The following is a 17150-nucleotide window of genomic DNA, read 5'->3' on the forward strand; positions in this document are numbered from 1 at the left end:
GGGATTCGCCTTCAGGCCCTGGAGAGAGTGTCTTTGCCCCCTCTCGGTTACCCTGACCCCCCCCCCCCCCCCCCCCCCCCCCCCCCGCGGGGGGGGGGTCCCCGGTGCTGTTCCCCGTCAGCGGCGGCGGATCACGGGTGGTAGATCTCCGACAGGGCCGTGATCCGGCCCTTGGTGTCGACGTGGTAGGTGAAGTAGGGGCTGTTGGCGAGCTTGTGGTTCGTCAGCCACGCCGGGGCGACCTTCACGGTCGTGGTGTCGCGCAGGATCTCGACAAAGGCGCCGGGCGCGAAGCCGAGGGAGCGGGCGGCACCGCTCGGGGTGTAGACGACGTCCTCGTCGTTCTCCGTGTTCACCTTGCACGTCTGCGGGGTGACGCGCACGACGGTCTTGCCCTTGACGTTCTTGGCGGAGTCCAGCTTCAGGAAGTGGCGGCCCGCCGGCAGGTGGCACGGCTTCCAGGAGGTGGCCGAGGCGGCGGGGGCGACGCCCCGCATCGGGCTGGCCCCGGCGGTCCCGCAGGTGGTGGCCAGGAGGGCCGCCGCCGAGGCGGCGACGAGGGCGGCGGAGACGTGGCGGTGGTTCATCGGGCGTCCTCTGCTGTGAAGATCTGCTGACACCCAGGGAGAGAGCGGAGCCGGGTCAGGGGTTTCACCGGCCCCCGCGGCTGTGACGGGACGGTGACAATGGGCACCCGGCCGGGACGAGCGGCCCCGGCCGCCCCGCATGTCGGGAACATTGCGGCCGCATGTCGTCCGTGACGTCCTCATGTCGCCTGCCGCGTAAGCCTGTCGGCCGCGCGGGACGCGTGGTTGCCTCGTGCCACGTCACCGCCTCCCGCGCACGAGGAGCACGCCCCATGAGCACGCAGCCCGACCCCGCCGCCTGGTCCTTCGAGACGAAGCAGGTCCACGCGGGTGCCGCCCCCGACCCCGCGACCGGCGCACGGGCCACCCCCGTCTACCAGACCACCTCGTTCGTGTTCCGGGACACCCGGCACGCGGCCGACCTGTTCTCGCTCGCCGAGCCCGGCAACATCTACACCCGGATCCACAACCCCACGACGGACGTGTTCGAGCAGCGGATCGCCGCGCTGGAGGGCGGTGTCGGGGCGGTCGCGCTGTCCTCCGGGCAGGCCGCGGAGACCCTGGCGATCCTGACCCTGGCGGGCGCCGGCGACCACATCGTCTCCAGCACGGCGCTGTACGGCGGCACGTACAACCTCTTCCGGCACACGCTGGCACGGCTCGGCATCGAGGTGTCGTTCGTGGACGACCCGGACGACCCCGAGGCCTGGCGGGCGGCGATCCGGCCCAACACCAAGGCGCTGTTCGCGGAGTCGCTGGGCAACCCGCGCGGCAATGTGCTGGACATCCGGGCGGTCTCGGACGTGGCGCACGCCGCCGGGGTGCCGCTGATCGTGGACAACACCGTGCCGACCCCCTATCTGCTGCGGCCCATCGAGCACGGCGCGGACATCGTGGTGCACTCGGCGACCAAGTTCCTCGGCGGGCACGGCACCGCGGTCGCGGGTGTGGTGGTGGACGGCGGCACCTTCGACTTCGGCGCCCACCAGGACCGGTTCCCCGACTTCAGCGAGCCGGACCCGAGCTACCACGGGCTGCGCTACTGGCCGGCGCTCGGTCCGGGCGCCTTCGCGGTGAAGCTGCGGGTGCAGCTGCTGCGCGACCTCGGCCCGGCGCTCGCCCCGCACTCGGCGTTCCTGCTGCTCCAGGGCGTGGAGACGCTGAGCCTGCGGCTCGAACGGCACACCGCCAACGCGCAGGCGCTCGCCGAGTGGCTGGAGCGGCGCGACGAGGTGGCGGCCGTCCACTACGCGGGCCTGGAGTCCAGCCCGTGGTACGAGGCCGGGCGGACGTATCTGCCGCGCGGCGCCGGTGCCATCGTCTCCTTCGAGCTGCGCGGCGGGATCGAGGCGGGCAAGCGGTTCGTGGACGCGGTCGAGCTGTTCAGCCATCTCGCCAACATCGGCGACGTACGCAGCCTGATCATCCACCCGGCGTCCACCACGCACAGCCAGCTCACCGAGGAGGAGGCGGCGGCCACCGGCACCACGCCGGGTCTGGTGCGGCTGTCGGTCGGCATCGAGAACCTGGCCGATCTCAAGGCGGATCTGGAGGCCGGGTTCCGCGCGGCGAAGGGCGCGTAGGTGAGCGCGGTCACGGCGACCGGGCAGCCGCCGGCCACCGGCGCCTGGCGGGAGGGCGATCCGCCGGGCCGTCGGCGGTGGGGCCCGGCCGGGCGGCCGCTGCGGCTGGAGGCGGGCGGTGAACTGCCCGGCGTACGGCTGGCGTTCGAGACCTGGGGGCGGCTCGCACCGGACGCGTCCAACGCCGTGCTGGTGCTGCACGCGCTGACCGGCGACAGCCATGTCGCCGGTCCGGCCGGGCCCGGCCATCCCACGCCCGGCTGGTGGGAGCCGCTGGTCGGGCCGGGGCGGCCGCTGGACACCGACCGGTGGTTCGTGGTGGCCCCCAATGTGCTGGGCGGCTGCCAGGGCAGCACCGGACCGTCCTCGCCGCGCCCGGACGGCCGCCGGGCCTGGGGCGGCGCCTTCCCGTTCCTCACCCAGCGGGACCAGGTCGCGGCGGAGGCGCGTCTCGCAAACGCCCTCGGGATCGACCGCTGGGCCCTGGTGGCGGGCGGCTCGATGGGCGGGATGCGGGCGGTGGAATGGGCGGTGTCGTATCCGGAGCGCACCGGGGCGCTGCTGCTGCTCGCCACGACGGCGGCGGCGAGCGCGGAGCAGATCGCCTGGGCGGGGATCCAGGTGCGCGCCATCCGTGCGGACCCCGACTGGCAAGGCGGCGACTACCACGACGCCGCCCGCGGCCCCCACACCGGCCTCGGTCTCGCCCGGCGCCTCGCGCATGTCACCTACCGCAGCGAACCGGAGCTGACCGCCCGCTTCGGCCGGTCCCCGCAGGACGCCGAGCACCCCTGGCGGGGCGGGCGCTACCAGGTGGAGTCCTACCTGGACCACCACGCGGAGAAACTGGTACGGCGCTTCGACGCGGCGAGCTACGTCGTCCTCACGGAGGCGATGAACGCCCATGACGCGGGCCGCTCGCGGGGCGGCCTGCGCTCCGCCCTCGCCCGTGTCACGGCCCCCACCCTGGTCGCCGGCGTCGACTCCGACCGCCTCTACCCGCTGCGCCAGCAGGAGGAGCTGGCCGCCCTGATTCCGGGCGCGGACCGGACCAGGGTGGTGGAATCGCCGTACGGGCACGACGGGTTCCTGATCGAGACGGAGCAAGTGGGGAAGCTCGTGCGGGAGTTGCTGGGCTGAGTCCGTGGCATGGTGAGGTGCCCCCTACCCGTACCGCCGCCCCCGGAGCAGCCGTGACCTCCTTTCGCCTCTATTCCGGCGCCCCCGACTCCCCCGTCCTGCTGCACGTGCCGCACTCCGCCCGCGCGATCCCCGGTGACGTCCGGGACGGGATCCTGCTGGACGACGCCGCGCTGGAGCGGGAGCTCGACCACATCACGGACGCGCACACCGCGGAGCTGGCCGGGCGGGCGGCGAAGCTCGCGGGCCGCGCGCCGTGGCGGTTCGTGAACCGGCTGTCGCGGCTGGTGGTGGATCCGGAGCGGTTCCCGGACGAGCGGGAGGAGATGCTCGCCGCCGGCATGGGCGCGGTGTACACCCGGACCACGCACCGCGAGGCGCTGCGGCCCGCGGACACCGACCCGCGGCCACTGGTCGAGCGGTACTTCCGGCCGTACGCCGCGGCCATGGCGCGGGCGGTGGCGGACCGGCTGGCGGCGACCGGACGGGCCGTGGTCGTGGACGTGCACTCCTACCCGGCGCGGGCGCTCCCGTACGAGCTGCACGGGGAGGGCCCGCGTCCGCCGGTGTGCCTGGGCACCGACCCCTTCCACACCCCGCCGAAGCTGCTCGCCGCCGCCCGCGAGGCGTTCGCACCGTGCGGTGAGACCGGACTGGACAGCCCGTTCTCCGGGACCTACGTGCCGCTGGAGTACTACGGCACCGATCCCCGCGTCGAGGCGCTGATGATCGAGATCCGGCGGGACACCTACATGGACGAGCCCGGCGGACCGGCCGGAGCGGGGCTCGGCCGGCTCGCGACCGCGCTGGCCGTGCTGGTCGACGCGGTGTAGCCGGGCCCGGCCGCCGTCCCCGCACCCGCGCCGGCCGACGCACCGCACACCCTCCGCCTGGAGCAGTCCCGCACGACACCCGCCGCGCCCCGTCCCATCGTGGAGGGCATGACGACCATGGAGACCAGTGCGCCCGCGAGCCAGGAACCGCCGCCCCCCGTACGGGACTGGCCCGCGCTCGATCTGGAGGACACCGAGTTCGATCCGGTGCTCGCGGGGCTGGTGCGCGAAGGGCCGCTGACCCGAATACGGCTGCCCTTCGGCGAGGGCTGGGCCTGGCTGGCGACCCGCCACGAACACGTGAAGCTGATCACCAACGATCCGCGGTTCAGCCGCGCGGAGGTCGCGCGCGGACAGGTCACCCGGCTGGCCCCGAACTTCGCGCCCCGCCCCGGCTCGCTCGCCTGGGCCGACCAGCCGGACCACAACCGCCTGCGCAAGCCCATCGCCGGTGCCTTCACGGTCAGCGCGACGAAGCGGCTGCGGCCCCGCGCCCAGGAGATCCTCGACGAGCTGGTGGACGCGATGCTCCGCGAGGGCCCGCCCGCCGACCTGGTCGAGCGGGTGCTGGAGCCGTTCCCGCTGTTCGTCGTCAGCGAGGTGATGGGCGTTCCCGACAGCGAACGGGAGCAGGTGCACGCCTGGACCCGGCAGATCATCTCCCTGTCCGGGGGCGCGGAGGCCGCCGAGCAGGCCAAGGACGGGCTGTACGGCTGGATCACGGACATCGTCCGGGCCCGCGCGCGCAGCGCCGGCGAGGACGTCTACTCGATGCTCGGCGGTGCCGTGGCGCGCGGTGAGATCGCCGAGCGGGAGGCCGTCGGGCTCGCCGGTCCGCTGCAGATCGGTGGCGAGGCGGTCACCCACAACTGCGGGCAGATGCTCTATCTGCTGCTGACCCGGCCGGAGTTGATGGCACGCATGCGTGCGCGACCCGGTGAACGCGGCCCGGTGCTGGACGAGTTGCTGCGCTGGATCCCGCACCGCAGCACGGTCGGGCTCGCCCGGATCGCCTTGGAGGACGTGGAGATCGCCGGGCACCGGATCGCCGCGGGCGAGGCGGTGTACGTCTCGTACCTGGCCGCCAACCGCGATCCGGAGGTGTTCCCGGACCCGGACCGCATCGACCCGGACCGGGGCTCCAATCCGCACCTCGCCTTCGGCAACGGGCACCACTACTGCACCGGCGCGGTCCTCGCCCGCCTCCAGCTCGAACTGCTGGTGGACACGCTCCTGGACCGGCTGCCGGGGCTGCGGCTCGCCGTGCCGCCGCAGGAGGTCGAGTGGCGGCGGCAGACGATGATCCGGGGGCCGCGCACGCTGCCGGTGGCCTGGTGAGCCGGCCCCGGCCGACCCGGTTACGGCCGACCGGGCCCCCGTCAGGCCCGCAGCCACTCCGTGACGATCACCTCCATGCCGGTGCGCAGCCGCAGGGCGAAGGGTCCGGAGGGCGGGTCGTCGCTTGTGAAGCGGCCGAAACTGTCGACGGCCACCGGGCGGGCGGTGCCCGGAGAGCCGAGCACCTCGATCCGCTCGGCCCCCGGCGGCAGCACCTGCCCGATCAGTCCGTCCCCGGTGACCTCGACGTCGACGGTGAGCGCGCCCGCGCGGAACGTCAGCATGCGCGGGGCGTCCATGACCCCGCGCACCGGCAGCGCGTCCACCAGCGAGTCGAAGGTCAGCTCGGCGATCCGCGCGTCCAGATCGCGCAAGGCGTAGGCGTCCACGGCGAGTTGGCGCAGAAAGCCGGGCACGGGGTCGAGGACGGCCGCCGCCTGGCGCAGCTCCTCCTCCAGCAGCGCGTCCGCCATGCGGGCGTCCCCGGTGAGAGCGTCCGCCGACTCGTCGCCGTTCCCGGCCGCTCCGTCGTACGGGAACCCGTCGTCCTCGTTCATACCGCACCCCGCTGGTCCATCCGGGCCCGCAGCCGGCGCAGACAGCGCTGGCGCAGCGGGCCGATGCTGCCGACCGCGATACCGAGCGCGGCCGAGATCTCCCCATAGCTGGGCGGCGGCGAGGCCACCAGCACACGCAGCAACTGGCGGCACCGCTCGCCCAGTTCGTCCAGCTCCTGCCACAGGCGGCGGACCCGCTCGGCCCGGTCCGCCGCCTCCTCCGAGTCGATCAGCGTCTGCTCCGGCGTACGGTCGTCGCTGGCCCGGTCCAGCACCTGCGGATCATCCGTGAGAGTGAGCCGCGTCATGCCCCTGATGACCTTCAGGCATTCGTGGCGGGCGGTGCTGGCCAGCCAGGCGCCGGTCTTGTCGGGCTCCCGGATCCGCCCCAGGTGCTGGGCGAAGCGGAACCACACGGTCTGGAAGACCTCGTGCCCGTCGGCATCGGACAGCCGATGGGCGCGCACCACCGACCACACCAGCGGACTCATCCCTTCCACCAGCGCCTTCCAGGCCGCGGCGTCCCCGTCGACGGCGGACCGGACGAGCGCGCCGACCTCTGTTCGGTCCACGGCCCCACCCCTCGTATAGGGCTCGCCATGGTACGCGGTCAGGCGGAGGGTTCCGGCGCTCACGCGGGCAGCGCCGGGGCCGGAACCGGAACCGGGCGCCAGGTGGGCGGCCGCAGCGCGCGCACGGTCGCCCCGCGCACATCGGTGCGGTAGCTCGCCTCCGTCAGCAGCCGGGCGCCGGCCGTGCGCGGGTCGCGCTCGCGCTCCGCCGTCATCAGGGCGGCGACGAGCCCGGCGGCGACCGGGGTGGCGAAGGAGGTGCCGCTCCACTGCGCGAACCCGTCGAACATCACCTGGTCCGGCTTGCCTCCGGTGCTCTGCCGCGCCTCGCTCAACTCGCCGGTGTGGCGCGGGTACTGGCAGGTGCAGGAGTAGTCGAAGCCGTACCGGCAGTCGTCGTAGGTGGAGTGCTGGTAGAGGTACGGCACCGGGGTGCCGAAGCCGGTGAGGGCGCTGGTGAGGCGCTCGCCGGGGGCGAAGACGCGCACCCAGCGGCCGTGGTTGCTGAAGCAGGCGGGGCCCTCGCCGTCCGAGCGCAGCGCGCCGACCGACACGACGCTGTCCGCGTACTCGGGCAGGGCGGCGTACGCGGCGGGCCAGAACGGGACGTCGCTGCCGTTGTTCCCGGCGGCGGCGACCAACAGGGTGCGGTGGGAGCGCAGTTCGCGCATGAACGCGTCCAGGCCGAGCAGTCCGTGCAGGCCCGCGGCCGGGCTGCCCGCGGAGAGGCTGAGCACATCGGGCCAGCCGCCCTGGTCGACGGCCTCGAACAGCCTGGCGCCGAACTCCGACTCCAGTACCGCGCCCGCGTCGTTCAGGGTGCCGCGGACGGTGATGTCGGTGTTGGGCGCGACGGCCGCGAGGATGCCCGCGATGAACGTGCCGTGGCCCACGTACTGGCGCAGCATCCCGCCGCGGTCGGTCTCGGCCGCCTGGGTGTCGCCGGTGGTGTGGGCGAGCAGCGGGTAGGCGTGGTGGTCGTGCACCAGACCGGTGTCGACCACGAGGACGCGGACGGCGGTGCGGGGGTCGTGGCCGGTTCCGGCGGCGGCCGGGTTGGGGGCGGCGGTGCGCGCGATGGGCACCGGTTCGTCGCCGGGGCAGGCGTTGACCGCGATGTGCACCACGTGGTTGCGGCCGGCCAGCGGGCGCCCCTGCCGCTCCTCGGCCGGCCGCAGGGCGTCCAGGGCGTGCGGCACGGCGTCGTCGCCGAGGTCCGGGGCGCCGACCCGGATACGGGTGACGCCACCGCGGCCGTCGTCCGGCCCTTCGCGGCGCACGTGTTCGGGCAGCAGCCCGCGGGTCTCGGTGAAGTGGGCGCGCACCGCGTCCTCGACGGCGCGGGCGTCCTGCCCGGACCGGGCGAGGACGACCCCCTTCTCGTACAGCGGACGGGCTTCGTCGTCCGGGCCCATGGTCAACGGGACGCCGGGCATGGAGCGCTGGATGTGATCGAACTGCTCGCGGTATCGCTGGGGTGCCATTGCCGATTCCTCCCCCTGTGCGGCGGTGACGTGAGTGAGAGCCGCCGGTCCGCCGTCTGATACAGGCCACTACCATGCGAGGCGTGACAGCGGGAAGCGAGCCTGCCCTGGAACTGCTGCCCCTGGTGTTCGCCGATCCCGGCGAGGCGCGGGCACGCGCCGAGCTGCTGCTCGCCGCCGCCCCGGCACCGCTGCCCGCGAGCATCGCGCACCAGGTCCTCGGCATCTGGCAGCGGGACTTCGGCGACCTGCGCGTCGCGCTCGCCCATCTGCGCCGGGCCCGTGATCTGGCCGCGCGTGCCGAGTCAGCGGACCGGGAGGCGGATGTGCTGGCGACGCTGGGGGTCGCACTGGTGCACGCGGGGCGCACACGGCAGGGGCTCGCCTCCTTCGAGCGCGGGGTCGCGCGGGGCACCGGGCACACGCGGGCCCGCGTGCTGTACCGGCGGGCGTACGTCTGGTGGGTGCTGGGGCATCACCGGGAGGCGCTGGAGGACGTACGGCGGGCGCTGCCGGTGCTCAGGCAGTGGCGCGACGACATCTGGACCGCGCGGGCGCTGACCCTGCGGGCCACGGTGCATCTGGCGCTCGGCGCGGTGGAGCGGGCCGACGCGGACTTCACGGCGGCGGAGCGGCTGTGGGACACCACCGGCCAGGAGCACGACAAGGCGGACGCGGTGGAGAGCCGGGGTCTGGCCGCTTTCCGCTCCGGGGACATCCCGCTCGCGCTGCGGCTCCTGGACGAGGCGGAGGAGCGGTACGCGAAGCTCGGCACGCCCACGTACATGCTGTCGGTACGGCGCTGTGAGGTGCTGATGGCCGCGGGGCTCGCCCCGGAGGCGCTGGCCGAGGCGGACGCGGCGATCGACCTGCTGGACCGGATCGGCGGGCAGTCGACCCGCAAGGCCGAGCTGCTGCTGGCCGCCGCGCGGGCGGCCCGCTCGGCCGGGGACGCGCACACCGCGATCGCCCGTGCGGCCGTCGCCGTACGGCTGTTCGCGGCGCAGCGGCGGCTGTGGTGGGAGACGCACGCCCGGCTGGTGCTGATCGAGGCGCGGACGGCGGCCGGGCGCCGCTCCGGGCGGCTGGTCGCGGACGCGGCGGCGGTGGCCGAGCGGCTGGCCGCGTTCGGCTCGCCCGCCGCGCCCGAGGCGTGGCTGCTCGCGGGCCGGATCGCGCTGGCCCTGGGCCGGACGGCGGACGCGGAACGGCATCTCGCGGTCGCGGCCCGCAGCCGCCGCAGCGGCCCGCCGCCGGCCCGGATGACCGGCTGGGCGGCGCAGGCGCTGCGGGCGCGGGCGGCAGGCTCCGGGCGGGGGGTGCTGGAGGCGTGCCGGCGCGGGCTGGGCGTCCTCGACGATCACCGGATGACGCTGGGCGCCTCGGAGCTGCGCGCCCATGTGACCGCGCAGGGCGCCGAACTGGCCGCGCTTGCGCAGGAGGTGAGTCTCACTCACGGTGGCCCGCGGCGGCTCCTCGAGTGGAGCGAGCGGTGGCGGGCGACGGTGCTGTCCACGCCGCCGACCCGGCCGCCCGCCGACGCGACGCTGCTCAGCGGTCTCACCGCGTACCGGGAGATCGCGGCCCGCGCGGAGGAGGCCCGCATGGAGGGCCGCCCGGTGCCTGCGCTGGAGCGCGAACGGCGGCGCCTGGAACGGGAGATCCGTTCCCGCACGCGCCATATCCGCGGCTCCGCCCCGCACGAGGGGGCCCGCTTCGACGTGCCCCGGCTGCTGGACCGGCTCGGCGAGGCCCGGCTGGTCGAACTCGCCGTCGTCCAGGGGCGGGTGCATGTGCTGCTGTGCGGTCAGGGCAGGGTGCGGCGGTTCGCCGGCGGTCCGCTCGCGGACGCGGTGGCCGAGGCGGAGTACGTGCAGGCCGGGTTGCGGCGGCTCGCGCATCCGGGTGCGGAGGCGCGGCTGCCGCTGGTGGAGGCGGCGGGCGCCCGGCTCCAGGAGCTGCTGCTCGCGGGGGCCGTGCCGCTGTTGGGCACCGGTCCGGTGGTGATCGTGCCGCCGGGCGCGCTGCACCGGGTGCCGTGGGCGCTGCTGCCCGCGCTGCGCGAGCGGGTGCTCAGCGTGTCGCCGTCGGCGGGCAGTTGGCTGCGCGCCCGCGAGACGGAACCGCCGCGCGAGGGCCGTACCGTCCTGGTGCGCGGCCCCGGTCTCGCCACGGGCGGCGCGGAGGTCCCGGAGCTGGCGGACCGCTACGGCACGGCGACGGTCCTGGAAGGCGACGACGCCCATGTCCCGCGTGTGCTGGCCGAGTTGGACGGCGCGGGGCTCGCCCATCTGGCCGCCCACGGCACGTTCCGCGCCGACAGTCCCCTCTTCTCGGCACTGCGGATGGCGGACGGCCCGTTGATCGTGCACGACTTCGAGCGCCTGGCCCGCAGCCCCTACCGGATCATTCTCTCCAGCTGCGACACCGCGCGGCTCGCCTCGGTCGGCGCGGACGAACTCCTCGGCCTCGTCACGGCGTTGCTCCCGCTGGGTACGGCCGGGGTGGTGGCCAGCAGTGCCCCGGTCAACGACGCGGCGGTGATCCCGCTGATGCTCGCCCTGCACAAGGGCCTCACCGCGGGCCTCTCGCTGGCCGAATCCCTCCGCGACGCCCGCGCCACCCTGCCGCCCGACCCGCTGCACCAGGCCACGGGGTGGGCCTTCGCGGCATTCGGAGCGGCGTGAGCCCGGATGCGCCTGTCACAATCGCAGGCATGTTCGAGGAAAAGTTGAATGCCCTCTCATGCATGACGGCCGAGCACGCCTCCCGGCCGTTCCCACCCGGCTTCCGCGGCCGGGAGATCGAGGGCCAGGACATGGTGATGCTCGACGCGGACGCCTACGGCTACGCCACGAGCGCCCTCAAAGGGCCTCTCGCCGAGCAGCAGCGGTCTGGCCTCGCGGAGCTGACGACGGTGTTCGACACGGTCCTCCCGGCGATCGACGACGAGTACGCGGCCGGGTACTACACGCACGTGCGCGACATGGCTGTGCTGGCGGCCGAAATCGAGACCCTGCGCGAGCAGCAGCCCGCCGATCAGGCCCGCCGCAGGTCACCAACCCGGTGAGCGTATGCGGCCACGGTGCTAGGCGGACCTGTCCAGCAGGCGGGGCAGTGACTCCCGGTCGCCCGTGCCCAGCCGCGTGTACGCGCCGTACAGATGGTTGCCGACCGTCCGCACCGACAGTGTCAGCCGCTCGGCGATCTCCCGGTTGCTCAGGCCCGCCGCCGCCAGGGCCACGATCTGCCGTTGCCGCGCGGTGAGTTCGCCGAGCACCAGCCCGGCCAGCGCCGGGGTGCGCGCGCCCTGGCAGCGGCGGGCGAGGGCGAGCGCGCGGGTGCGGGAGCGGCGCCCGGACCGGGGGTCGCGGTGGGCGTGTGCGGCCTGGGCGCGGGCCTCCGCCGCGAACAGCAGGAAGCCGCGCTCCTCCAGGGCGGCGGCGGCACGGTCCAGTGCGTCCCCGTCCCCCCGCGCCAGTGCCTCCGCATGCCGGGCGAGCACACTGCCCGCGGGCAGCGCACCGGCGGCCTCCCCCATGCGTACGGCACGGTAGCGCGCGTACACATCCCCGTCGGTGCGGCCGCGCGGCCCCGACGCGTCCGACTCCGCCGCCGCCAGCACGAGTTCCTCCGCGCACCCGCTGTCCCCCGGCGCCCACCGCAGCCCCTCCCGCGCCCACGCGGCGGCGTCCCGCACCGCGCCTTGCAGCCGGGCGAACCGAGCCCGGACGGCCGCGTAGCCGGCCGGCACCGGCTCCCCCTCGGCCACCAGCCAGTCCCCCACCGGCGTGGCCACCGGTCGTACATCCATCCGTGCCAACCGCCTTGCCAGCAAGCGCTGTTCGGCGCCGAGCGCGGCAGTCGGGGCCGCCGGGTCCCGGCTCAGCCGGCGGGCCCGCAGCCGTCCCGTCGCCGCCCGCAGCGCCGGTCCGTGCAGCGGGTCGGCGAGCTGGGCCCGGCCGGCGTCGTCCACGGCGATCAGACCGGCCGCCTCCAGCCCTTCGAGGACGTCGAGGTCGAGGCCGTGCAGCGGCAGCCTGGCCGGCTCGGCGAAGGCGAGGCGTTCGAGGGTCTCGCGTTCGCCGGGCGCGGAGCGCGCCAGCAGGGGCGCGAGCCGGTCGCGGACGGCCGGGGTGAGGGGCAGCGGGCCGCGCCAGGCGCGTTCGCCGGTGCCGGGTACGGCGACCAGCGCGTCCCCGGCCGCGAGCGCGGCCGCCAGGGAGCGCAGCAGCCGCAGATCGCCCCGGCACAGCCGGTGCAGCCGCCGTACAGTGAGCGCCTCGAACCCGGCCGCGCCGAGCAGGGCCGCGGTGTCCTCCTCGGGCAGCGGGGCGAGGGCCAGCCGGGGCAGCAGCTCCCCGGTCCACAGCCGGGACACCGCGCCGGGCGCCGGCGCCTCGTCGGCCGCGGCGACGATCAGCCGGGTGCGCCCGTGCGCGGCCAACTGGTGGACCAGCGCGGCGGAGTCCTCGTCCAGCAGGTGGGCGTCGTCCACGACGAGGAGCCGGGCACCGGACAGGGCCCGCACCGCGCCGTGCAGCGAGCCGGGTCCGGGCAGCAGGTGGGCGAAGGCGGCGAGGGGCAGATGGCGGGCCTCGGGCGTGCCGGTCACCCGTGCGTGGTCCATGCCCCGGACCGCCTCCGTGATCAGCCGCGTCTTGCCGCGTCCGGCCGGACCGGTCACCACGATGCCGCGCCGGGACCCGGTCAACGCGCCCCGCAGCAGCTCCAGTTCGTCTTCCCGGCCAGTGAACGGCCAGCGCGGTCCGAGCGTCTTCGCATCCTGTTCGTAAGTCCTCACACTTACCAGAGCACGCGTACTCACCTTTGATACAGGGCGATTTGAGTACCCCCCGACTCAGGCGCCCGCGATCGCGGGACGGCACGCTGGCCGCATGACCCGGCGCCCGTGCCCATCGCCGCGTCACCGGGGGAAGCGGGCGCGTACGTCACTCACGGGGGAGGTGACGTGCGCGCCCGCACCGGTATCCCTTGCGCCTACGAGGCGGCCCGCTCGGCCGGGGCGGCGGCGTCGGGGTGGGCGAGACCGAGGTGCTCCCGCAGGGTGGTGCCCTCGTAGTCGGCGCGGAAGACGCCCTGTTCCTGGAGGAGCGGGACCACCTTGTCGGCGAACGGGTCGAGGCCGCCCGGCGTGATGTGCGGGACGAGGATGAACCCGTCGGAGGCGTCCGCCTGCACGAACTCGTTGATGGTCCGGGCCACGGTGGCGGGCGAGCCCACGAAGGTCTGCCGGTTGCCGTTGTTGATCACCAGATCGCGGATGGACCACTTGTTGGCCTCGGCCTGCTCGCGCCACTGCCGCGCGATGGCGACGGGGTCCCGGTACATCCGCACCTGGGCGCGGCCCCGTGAGATGTGCTCCTCGCTCACCAGCGGATCGACGTCGGGCAGCGGGCCCTCCGGGTCGTACCCCGACAGATCGCGGTTCCAGACGAACTCCAGGTGCTTGATGGCGGTGGCGCCGCTGACCTGCTGCCGGCGCACCTCGTGGGCGAGTTCGGCGGCCTCGGCGTCCGTGTCGCCGAGCACGAAGGTGGCGGCGGGCAGGATGAGCAACTGGTCGGGGCGCCGGCCGTACTTGGCGAGGCGGCCCTTGACGTCGGCGTAGAAGGCCTGGCCCTCCGCCAGGTGGGAGTACCTGCTGAAGATCGCGTCGGCGCCGGCGGCGGCGAACTCGCGGCCCTCGTCGGAGTCGCCCGCCTGGAAGATCACCGGGCGGCCCTGCGGGGAGCGCGGCACGTTGAACCGGCCGTGGATGTCGAAGTGCTGCCCCTGGTGCACGAAGGCGCCGGCCCGCGCGTCCCGCAGGAAGGCGCCGGTGGCCTGGTCGGCGAGGATCGCGTCGGCGCTCCAGGAGTCGAACAGCTCGTGCGCGGTGGCCAGGAACTCCTTGGCGCGCGAATAGCGTTCGTCCTGCGGAAGGAATCCGCCGCGGCGGAAGTTCTCGCCGGTGAAGGCGTCCCAGGAGGTGACCACGTTCCAGGCGGAGCGGCCGCCGGAGAGGTGGTCCAGGCTGGCGAACTGGCGGGCCACCTCGTAGGGCTCGTTGAACGTGGAGTTGATGGTGCCGGTCAGGCCGAGCCGGTCGGTGACGGCGGCGAGCGCGGCCAGCACGGTGAAGGTGTCGGGACGGCCGACCACGTCCAGGTCGTATATCCGGCCGCCCTGTTCGCGCAGGCGCAGGCCCTCGGCGAGGAACAGGAAGTCGAACTTGGCGCGTTCGGCGGTGCGCGCGAAGTGCGCGAAGGAGCTGAACTCGATGTGGCTGCCGGCGGCCGGGTCGCTCCACACGGTGGTGTTGTTGACGCCGGGGAAGTGGGCGGCCAGATGGATCTGCTTCAGCGGCTTGCTCATGGTCGTAGGTCCTCCGGCTCAGACGGCGGTGGCCGCGGTGGCGGCGTAGCGGTTGGCGGGGCGGGCGAGACCGAGCAGGCCGCGCAGGGTGTCCGCCTCGTAGGCGGTGCGGAACCGGTTCCGGTGCTGGAGTTCGGGCACCAGGTCGCGGCTGATCCGCGGGAGGTCGTGCCCGGCGACGGCGGGCCGCAGCCGGAACCCGGTCAGCCCGGCCCCCGCCAACTCCTCCAGCAACTCGGCGAGTTGGGCCGCCGTTCCGGTGAAGACCGGGGCGTCCGCCGTGTACGGCTCGCCCGCGAGCGCGTCCAGCCGCTCCCGGCGCGACCGCGCCTGGCCCTGGCTGTCGTCCAGGAAGACCAGCAGGTCCCCGAAGACATGCAGGGTCTCCCCCGCCCGCCCGGCCCGCTCCTGCTCGGCGCGGATCTCGGCCACGATCGCGCGGGCGTGCCCGGCGTCGCGCGGGGTGACGTACCCGACGTCGGCCTGCCGGCCCAGCAGCCGGTACGGCAGCGTGTCGTGCCCGAGCGCGGTCACCAGCGGCTGCCCCTGCGGCGGGCGGGGCGTGATGGAGGGCCCCTTGACGCTGAAGAAGCGGCCCTCGAAGTCGATGTAGTGCAGCTTGTCCCGGTCGATGAAGCGGCCGCTGGCCCGGTCGCGGATCTCGGCGTCGTCCTCCCAGCTGTCCCAGAGCCTGCGCACCACCTCCACGTGGTCGGCGGCCTCGTCGAACAGGTCGGTGAGCAGCTCCCGCGCCTCCGGGCTTTCGTACGCCTCGATCCGCTCGACGGTGCGGCGGCCGAAGTGGTCGGCCTCGTCGGGCCGGGCGGTGATCCGCACCCGCAGGCCGGCGCGGCCGGTGCTGACGTAGTCGAGGGTGGCGATCGCCTTGGAGATGTGGAACGGCTCGGTGTGGGTGGCCACGACGGTCGGGACCAGGCCGATGTGCCGGGTGAGCGGGGCGACGCGGGCGGCGACGAGGACCGCGTCGAGCCGGCCGCGGACCTGGTCGGTGCGGTCGTCGGGCTCCAGCGGGCGCGAGGACTGGGGGCCGAGGCCGTCCTCGAAGGTCACGAAGTCGAGCAGGCCCCGCTCGGCCTCGGCGACCAGGTCGGCCCAGTATCCGGCGGTGAACAGCTCGCCGGGGCGGGCGACGGGCTCGCGCCAGGAGGCGGGGTGCCAGCCGGTGCCGTCCAGGGCGACGGCGAGGTGGAGGCGGGAGTCGGGGGCGTGGTGGTCGGGGTGGCGGGAGGAGGTGGCAGAGGACACGAGTGGGCGCCTTCCTGGGTGTCCGTACGGGGGCGCGCCGGGCCGCACCGGTGGCGGGCCACGGCGGCGGGCGGACGCGGCGGGGTGTCCGCGCGGCCGCGCGGGGGCCGGGCAGGGGGAAGCGTCAGGGGCGACAGAGCGCGCCGGCCACGCGCTGGAGGTCGATGTGGGGCCGGGAGTGCAGCACGGCGGAACGGGCGGTCCGCAGGACGCGCGCACACGGGAGGTGCCTCGGGTCCCCGGTCATGACCGCCACCTCCGTCCGCCGTGCTCGGGGGCCGCCTGAGCGGCGCCCGCGCCTGCTTCGTCACGAGTCACAACGCCCCGGCTCCGGAGGGTGTTCCCGGTGGCGGAGATGTCGCCCTCGGGGGCTCAGGAATCGCTGAGCGGCAGTCCGGGCGGGTTGACCCGAGACGTCGCCACGGCCTCGTCGGAGAGGTTGTAGGCGGCCAGCCATTTCGCGTACTGCCCGTTCTCGATCAGGTGGTTGACGGCGTCCGCGATGGGCTTGGCCAGGCCGCTGTTCTTCTTCGTGGTGGCCGCGATCAGCCCCTGGAGGCTCGCGCCCGCCCCGGAGTAGGTGCCCGCGCTGCGGGTGGGCTCCGGGGACTTCGCGGTCTGGGTGACGTGGTAGGCGACGCCGGGGTTCGCCGCGAAGTAGGCGTCGATCCGGCCGCCGGTCAGCGCCAGGTAGGTGGCGTTCTTGCTGGCGTAGTGCTTGACGGTGAGGGTCTTGCCCTCGGCCCTGAGCTTGGTCTGCCACTCCAGGAGGATCTTCTCCTGGTTGGTGCCGTTGTCGACGGCGACGGTCTTCCCGGCGAGGTTCTCGTAGTTCCCGCCGAAATTCCAGGTGCTTTTCTTCAGCACCTCGAAGCCCACGTTGTCCTTGCGGTACGAGGCGAAGTCGTACTTCTTCTTGCGTTCCTCGGTGTCGGTGATGTTCGCGAAGCCGACGTCGGCCTTGCCGCTGTCGATGGCGACGAACATGTTCTCCCAGGTGGCGTTGGACAGCCGGGGCTTGAGGCCGAGAACCGCGGCGACCAGGCGGCCGAAGTCGGGTTCGGCGCCGGTGAGGGTCTTCTGGTCGCCGCCGATGTAGGCGAGCGGCGGGAAGCCGTCGGGCAGCGCGCCCACGACGATGTCCAGGGTGCCGCTCTTGCGGACGGCGGCGGGCAGTTCGGCGTTGAGCGACTTGACCTCGGGGACCTTCAACTCGGTCTGTCTGGCGGCGCCGTTGGAGACCCGGCCCACGGTCACCGTGCCGGCGGCGTCGGTCGTGGTGGCCGCGTCGCTGTTCCCGCCGCAGGCGGTGAGGGCGACCGCGAGGGAGGCGACCGCGGTGGCCGCGGACAGCGCGCGTGTCAGGCTGCGTCGGGTGGGGTGGCTGGGCATGGCTGTCCTTGTCGTTCGAT

At 74.5% G+C, this 17150-nt stretch carries 15 protein-coding genes; 6 read left to right on the forward strand and 9 right to left on the reverse strand.

Annotated elements, in window-relative coordinates; genetic code table 11:
* Positions 1-131 precede the first annotated feature (131 nt).
* Positions 132-587 (reverse strand): hypothetical protein, encoded by a 456-nt coding sequence (locus ACZ7EC_RS03405; RefSeq protein ID WP_471057172.1) that lies wholly within the window; start codon positions 585-587, stop codon positions 132-134.
* Positions 588-859: 272 nt separating this feature from the next.
* Between ACZ7EC_RS03405 and ACZ7EC_RS03410 the strand changes: the two genes are divergently transcribed.
* From ACZ7EC_RS03410 to ACZ7EC_RS03425, 4 genes are all read left to right on the forward strand, one after another.
* Entirely contained in the window at positions 860-2170 is a 1311-nt protein-coding gene (locus tag ACZ7EC_RS03410) for a bifunctional o-acetylhomoserine/o-acetylserine sulfhydrylase (RefSeq protein WP_471057174.1), read from the forward strand.
* Positions 2171-3310 carry a homoserine O-acetyltransferase MetX gene (metX, locus tag ACZ7EC_RS03415; protein ID WP_471057177.1) on the forward strand — a complete coding sequence of 380 codons (1140 nt, stop codon included), beginning with the start codon at positions 2171-2173 and terminating at the stop codon, positions 3308-3310.
* A gap of 53 nt (positions 3311-3363) precedes the next feature.
* Positions 3364-4143: an N-formylglutamate amidohydrolase gene (locus ACZ7EC_RS03420; protein ID WP_471057179.1), complete on the forward strand. Its 780-nt coding sequence runs from the start codon at positions 3364-3366 to the stop codon at positions 4141-4143.
* A 117-nt stretch (positions 4144-4260) separates the two neighbouring features.
* Positions 4261-5481, forward strand: a complete 1221-nt coding sequence (locus ACZ7EC_RS03425; protein WP_471057849.1) for a cytochrome P450 — start codon at positions 4261-4263, stop codon at positions 5479-5481.
* Positions 5482-5522: 41 nt separating this feature from the next.
* On the opposite strand, the gene ACZ7EC_RS03430 is transcribed toward ACZ7EC_RS03425, so the two are convergent.
* From ACZ7EC_RS03430 to ACZ7EC_RS03440, 3 genes are read right to left on the reverse strand one after another with little or no spacing between them, the layout of a single operon-like run.
* A complete protein-coding gene (locus ACZ7EC_RS03430) occupies positions 5523-6038 on the reverse strand; it encodes a hypothetical protein (protein WP_471057182.1) in 516 nt (171 codons plus the stop codon).
* Entirely contained in the window at positions 6035-6610 is a 576-nt protein-coding gene (locus ACZ7EC_RS03435) for an RNA polymerase sigma factor (RefSeq protein WP_471057184.1), read from the reverse strand. Before ACZ7EC_RS03435 ends, ACZ7EC_RS03430 begins: the two co-directional genes overlap by 4 nt.
* Before the next feature lie 59 nt (positions 6611-6669).
* Positions 6670-8094, reverse strand: coding sequence for a S8/S53 family peptidase (locus tag ACZ7EC_RS03440; RefSeq protein WP_471057187.1), 1425 nt, complete (start codon positions 8092-8094; stop codon positions 6670-6672).
* A 74-nt stretch (positions 8095-8168) separates the two neighbouring features.
* Here ACZ7EC_RS03440 and ACZ7EC_RS03445 point away from each other — a divergent pair, with 74 nt between their 5' ends.
* Positions 8169-10781, forward strand: coding sequence for a CHAT domain-containing protein (locus ACZ7EC_RS03445; protein ID WP_471057189.1), 2613 nt, complete (start codon positions 8169-8171; stop codon positions 10779-10781).
* A gap of 62 nt (positions 10782-10843) precedes the next feature.
* The gene (locus ACZ7EC_RS03450) at positions 10844-11164 is read left to right on the forward strand and encodes a hypothetical protein (RefSeq protein ID WP_471057192.1); all 321 of its coding nucleotides are present in this window, start codon (positions 10844-10846) and stop codon (positions 11162-11164) included.
* An 18-nt stretch (positions 11165-11182) separates the two neighbouring features.
* On the opposite strand, the gene ACZ7EC_RS03455 is transcribed toward ACZ7EC_RS03450, so the two are convergent.
* The 5 genes from ACZ7EC_RS03455 to ACZ7EC_RS03475 all read right to left on the reverse strand — a co-directional run bounded on the left by ACZ7EC_RS03455 (position 11183) and on the right by ACZ7EC_RS03475 (position 17130).
* On the reverse strand, positions 11183-12898 hold the full coding sequence (locus ACZ7EC_RS03455) for a LuxR family transcriptional regulator AbsR2 (RefSeq protein ID WP_471057194.1): 1716 nt from the start codon (positions 12896-12898) through the stop codon (positions 11183-11185).
* Positions 12899-13095: 197 nt separating this feature from the next.
* Complete coding sequence (locus tag ACZ7EC_RS03460; protein ID WP_471057197.1) at positions 13096-14472, reverse strand: NtaA/DmoA family FMN-dependent monooxygenase; 1377 nt, start codon at positions 14470-14472, stop codon at positions 13096-13098.
* Between the two features lie 18 nt (positions 14473-14490).
* Positions 14491-15738 (reverse strand): LLM class flavin-dependent oxidoreductase, encoded by a 1248-nt coding sequence (locus ACZ7EC_RS03465; RefSeq protein ID WP_471057200.1) that lies wholly within the window; start codon positions 15736-15738, stop codon positions 14491-14493.
* A 124-nt stretch (positions 15739-15862) separates the two neighbouring features.
* Entirely contained in the window at positions 15863-15985 is a 123-nt protein-coding gene (locus ACZ7EC_RS03470) for a putative leader peptide (protein ID WP_471057203.1), read from the reverse strand.
* A gap of 125 nt (positions 15986-16110) precedes the next feature.
* Positions 16111-17130 carry a transporter substrate-binding domain-containing protein gene (locus ACZ7EC_RS03475; RefSeq protein WP_471057206.1) on the reverse strand — a complete coding sequence of 340 codons (1020 nt, stop codon included), beginning with the start codon at positions 17128-17130 and terminating at the stop codon, positions 16111-16113.
* Between the last annotated feature and the right edge of the window lie 20 nt (positions 17131-17150).

The organism is Streptomyces sp. NPDC037203 (assembly GCF_055605065.1).

Excerpts from the sequence above, each read along its gene's own strand:
- ACZ7EC_RS03405 (WP_471057172.1), bottom strand. The coding sequence starts at position 587 with ATGAACCACCGCCACGTCTCCGCCGCCCTCGTCGCCGCCTCGGCGGCG.
- ACZ7EC_RS03410 (WP_471057174.1), top strand. The coding sequence starts at position 860 with ATGAGCACGCAGCCCGACCCCGCCGCCTGGTCCTTCGAGACGAAGCAG.
- ACZ7EC_RS03425 (WP_471057849.1), top strand. The coding sequence starts at position 4,261 with ATGGAGACCAGTGCGCCCGCGAGCCAGGAACCGCCGCCCCCCGTACGG.
- ACZ7EC_RS03430 (WP_471057182.1), bottom strand. The coding sequence starts at position 6,038 with ATGAACGAGGACGACGGGTTCCCGTACGACGGAGCGGCCGGGAACGGC.
- ACZ7EC_RS03440 (WP_471057187.1), bottom strand. The coding sequence starts at position 8,094 with ATGGCACCCCAGCGATACCGCGAGCAGTTCGATCACATCCAGCGCTCC.
- ACZ7EC_RS03445 (WP_471057189.1), top strand. The coding sequence starts at position 8,169 with ATGCGAGGCGTGACAGCGGGAAGCGAGCCTGCCCTGGAACTGCTGCCC.
- ACZ7EC_RS03450 (WP_471057192.1), top strand. The coding sequence starts at position 10,844 with ATGACGGCCGAGCACGCCTCCCGGCCGTTCCCACCCGGCTTCCGCGGC.
- ACZ7EC_RS03460 (WP_471057197.1), bottom strand. The coding sequence starts at position 14,472 with ATGAGCAAGCCGCTGAAGCAGATCCATCTGGCCGCCCACTTCCCCGGC.
- ACZ7EC_RS03470 (WP_471057203.1), bottom strand. The coding sequence starts at position 15,985 with ATGACCGGGGACCCGAGGCACCTCCCGTGTGCGCGCGTCCTGCGGACC.
- ACZ7EC_RS03475 (WP_471057206.1), bottom strand. The coding sequence starts at position 17,130 with ATGCCCAGCCACCCCACCCGACGCAGCCTGACACGCGCGCTGTCCGCG.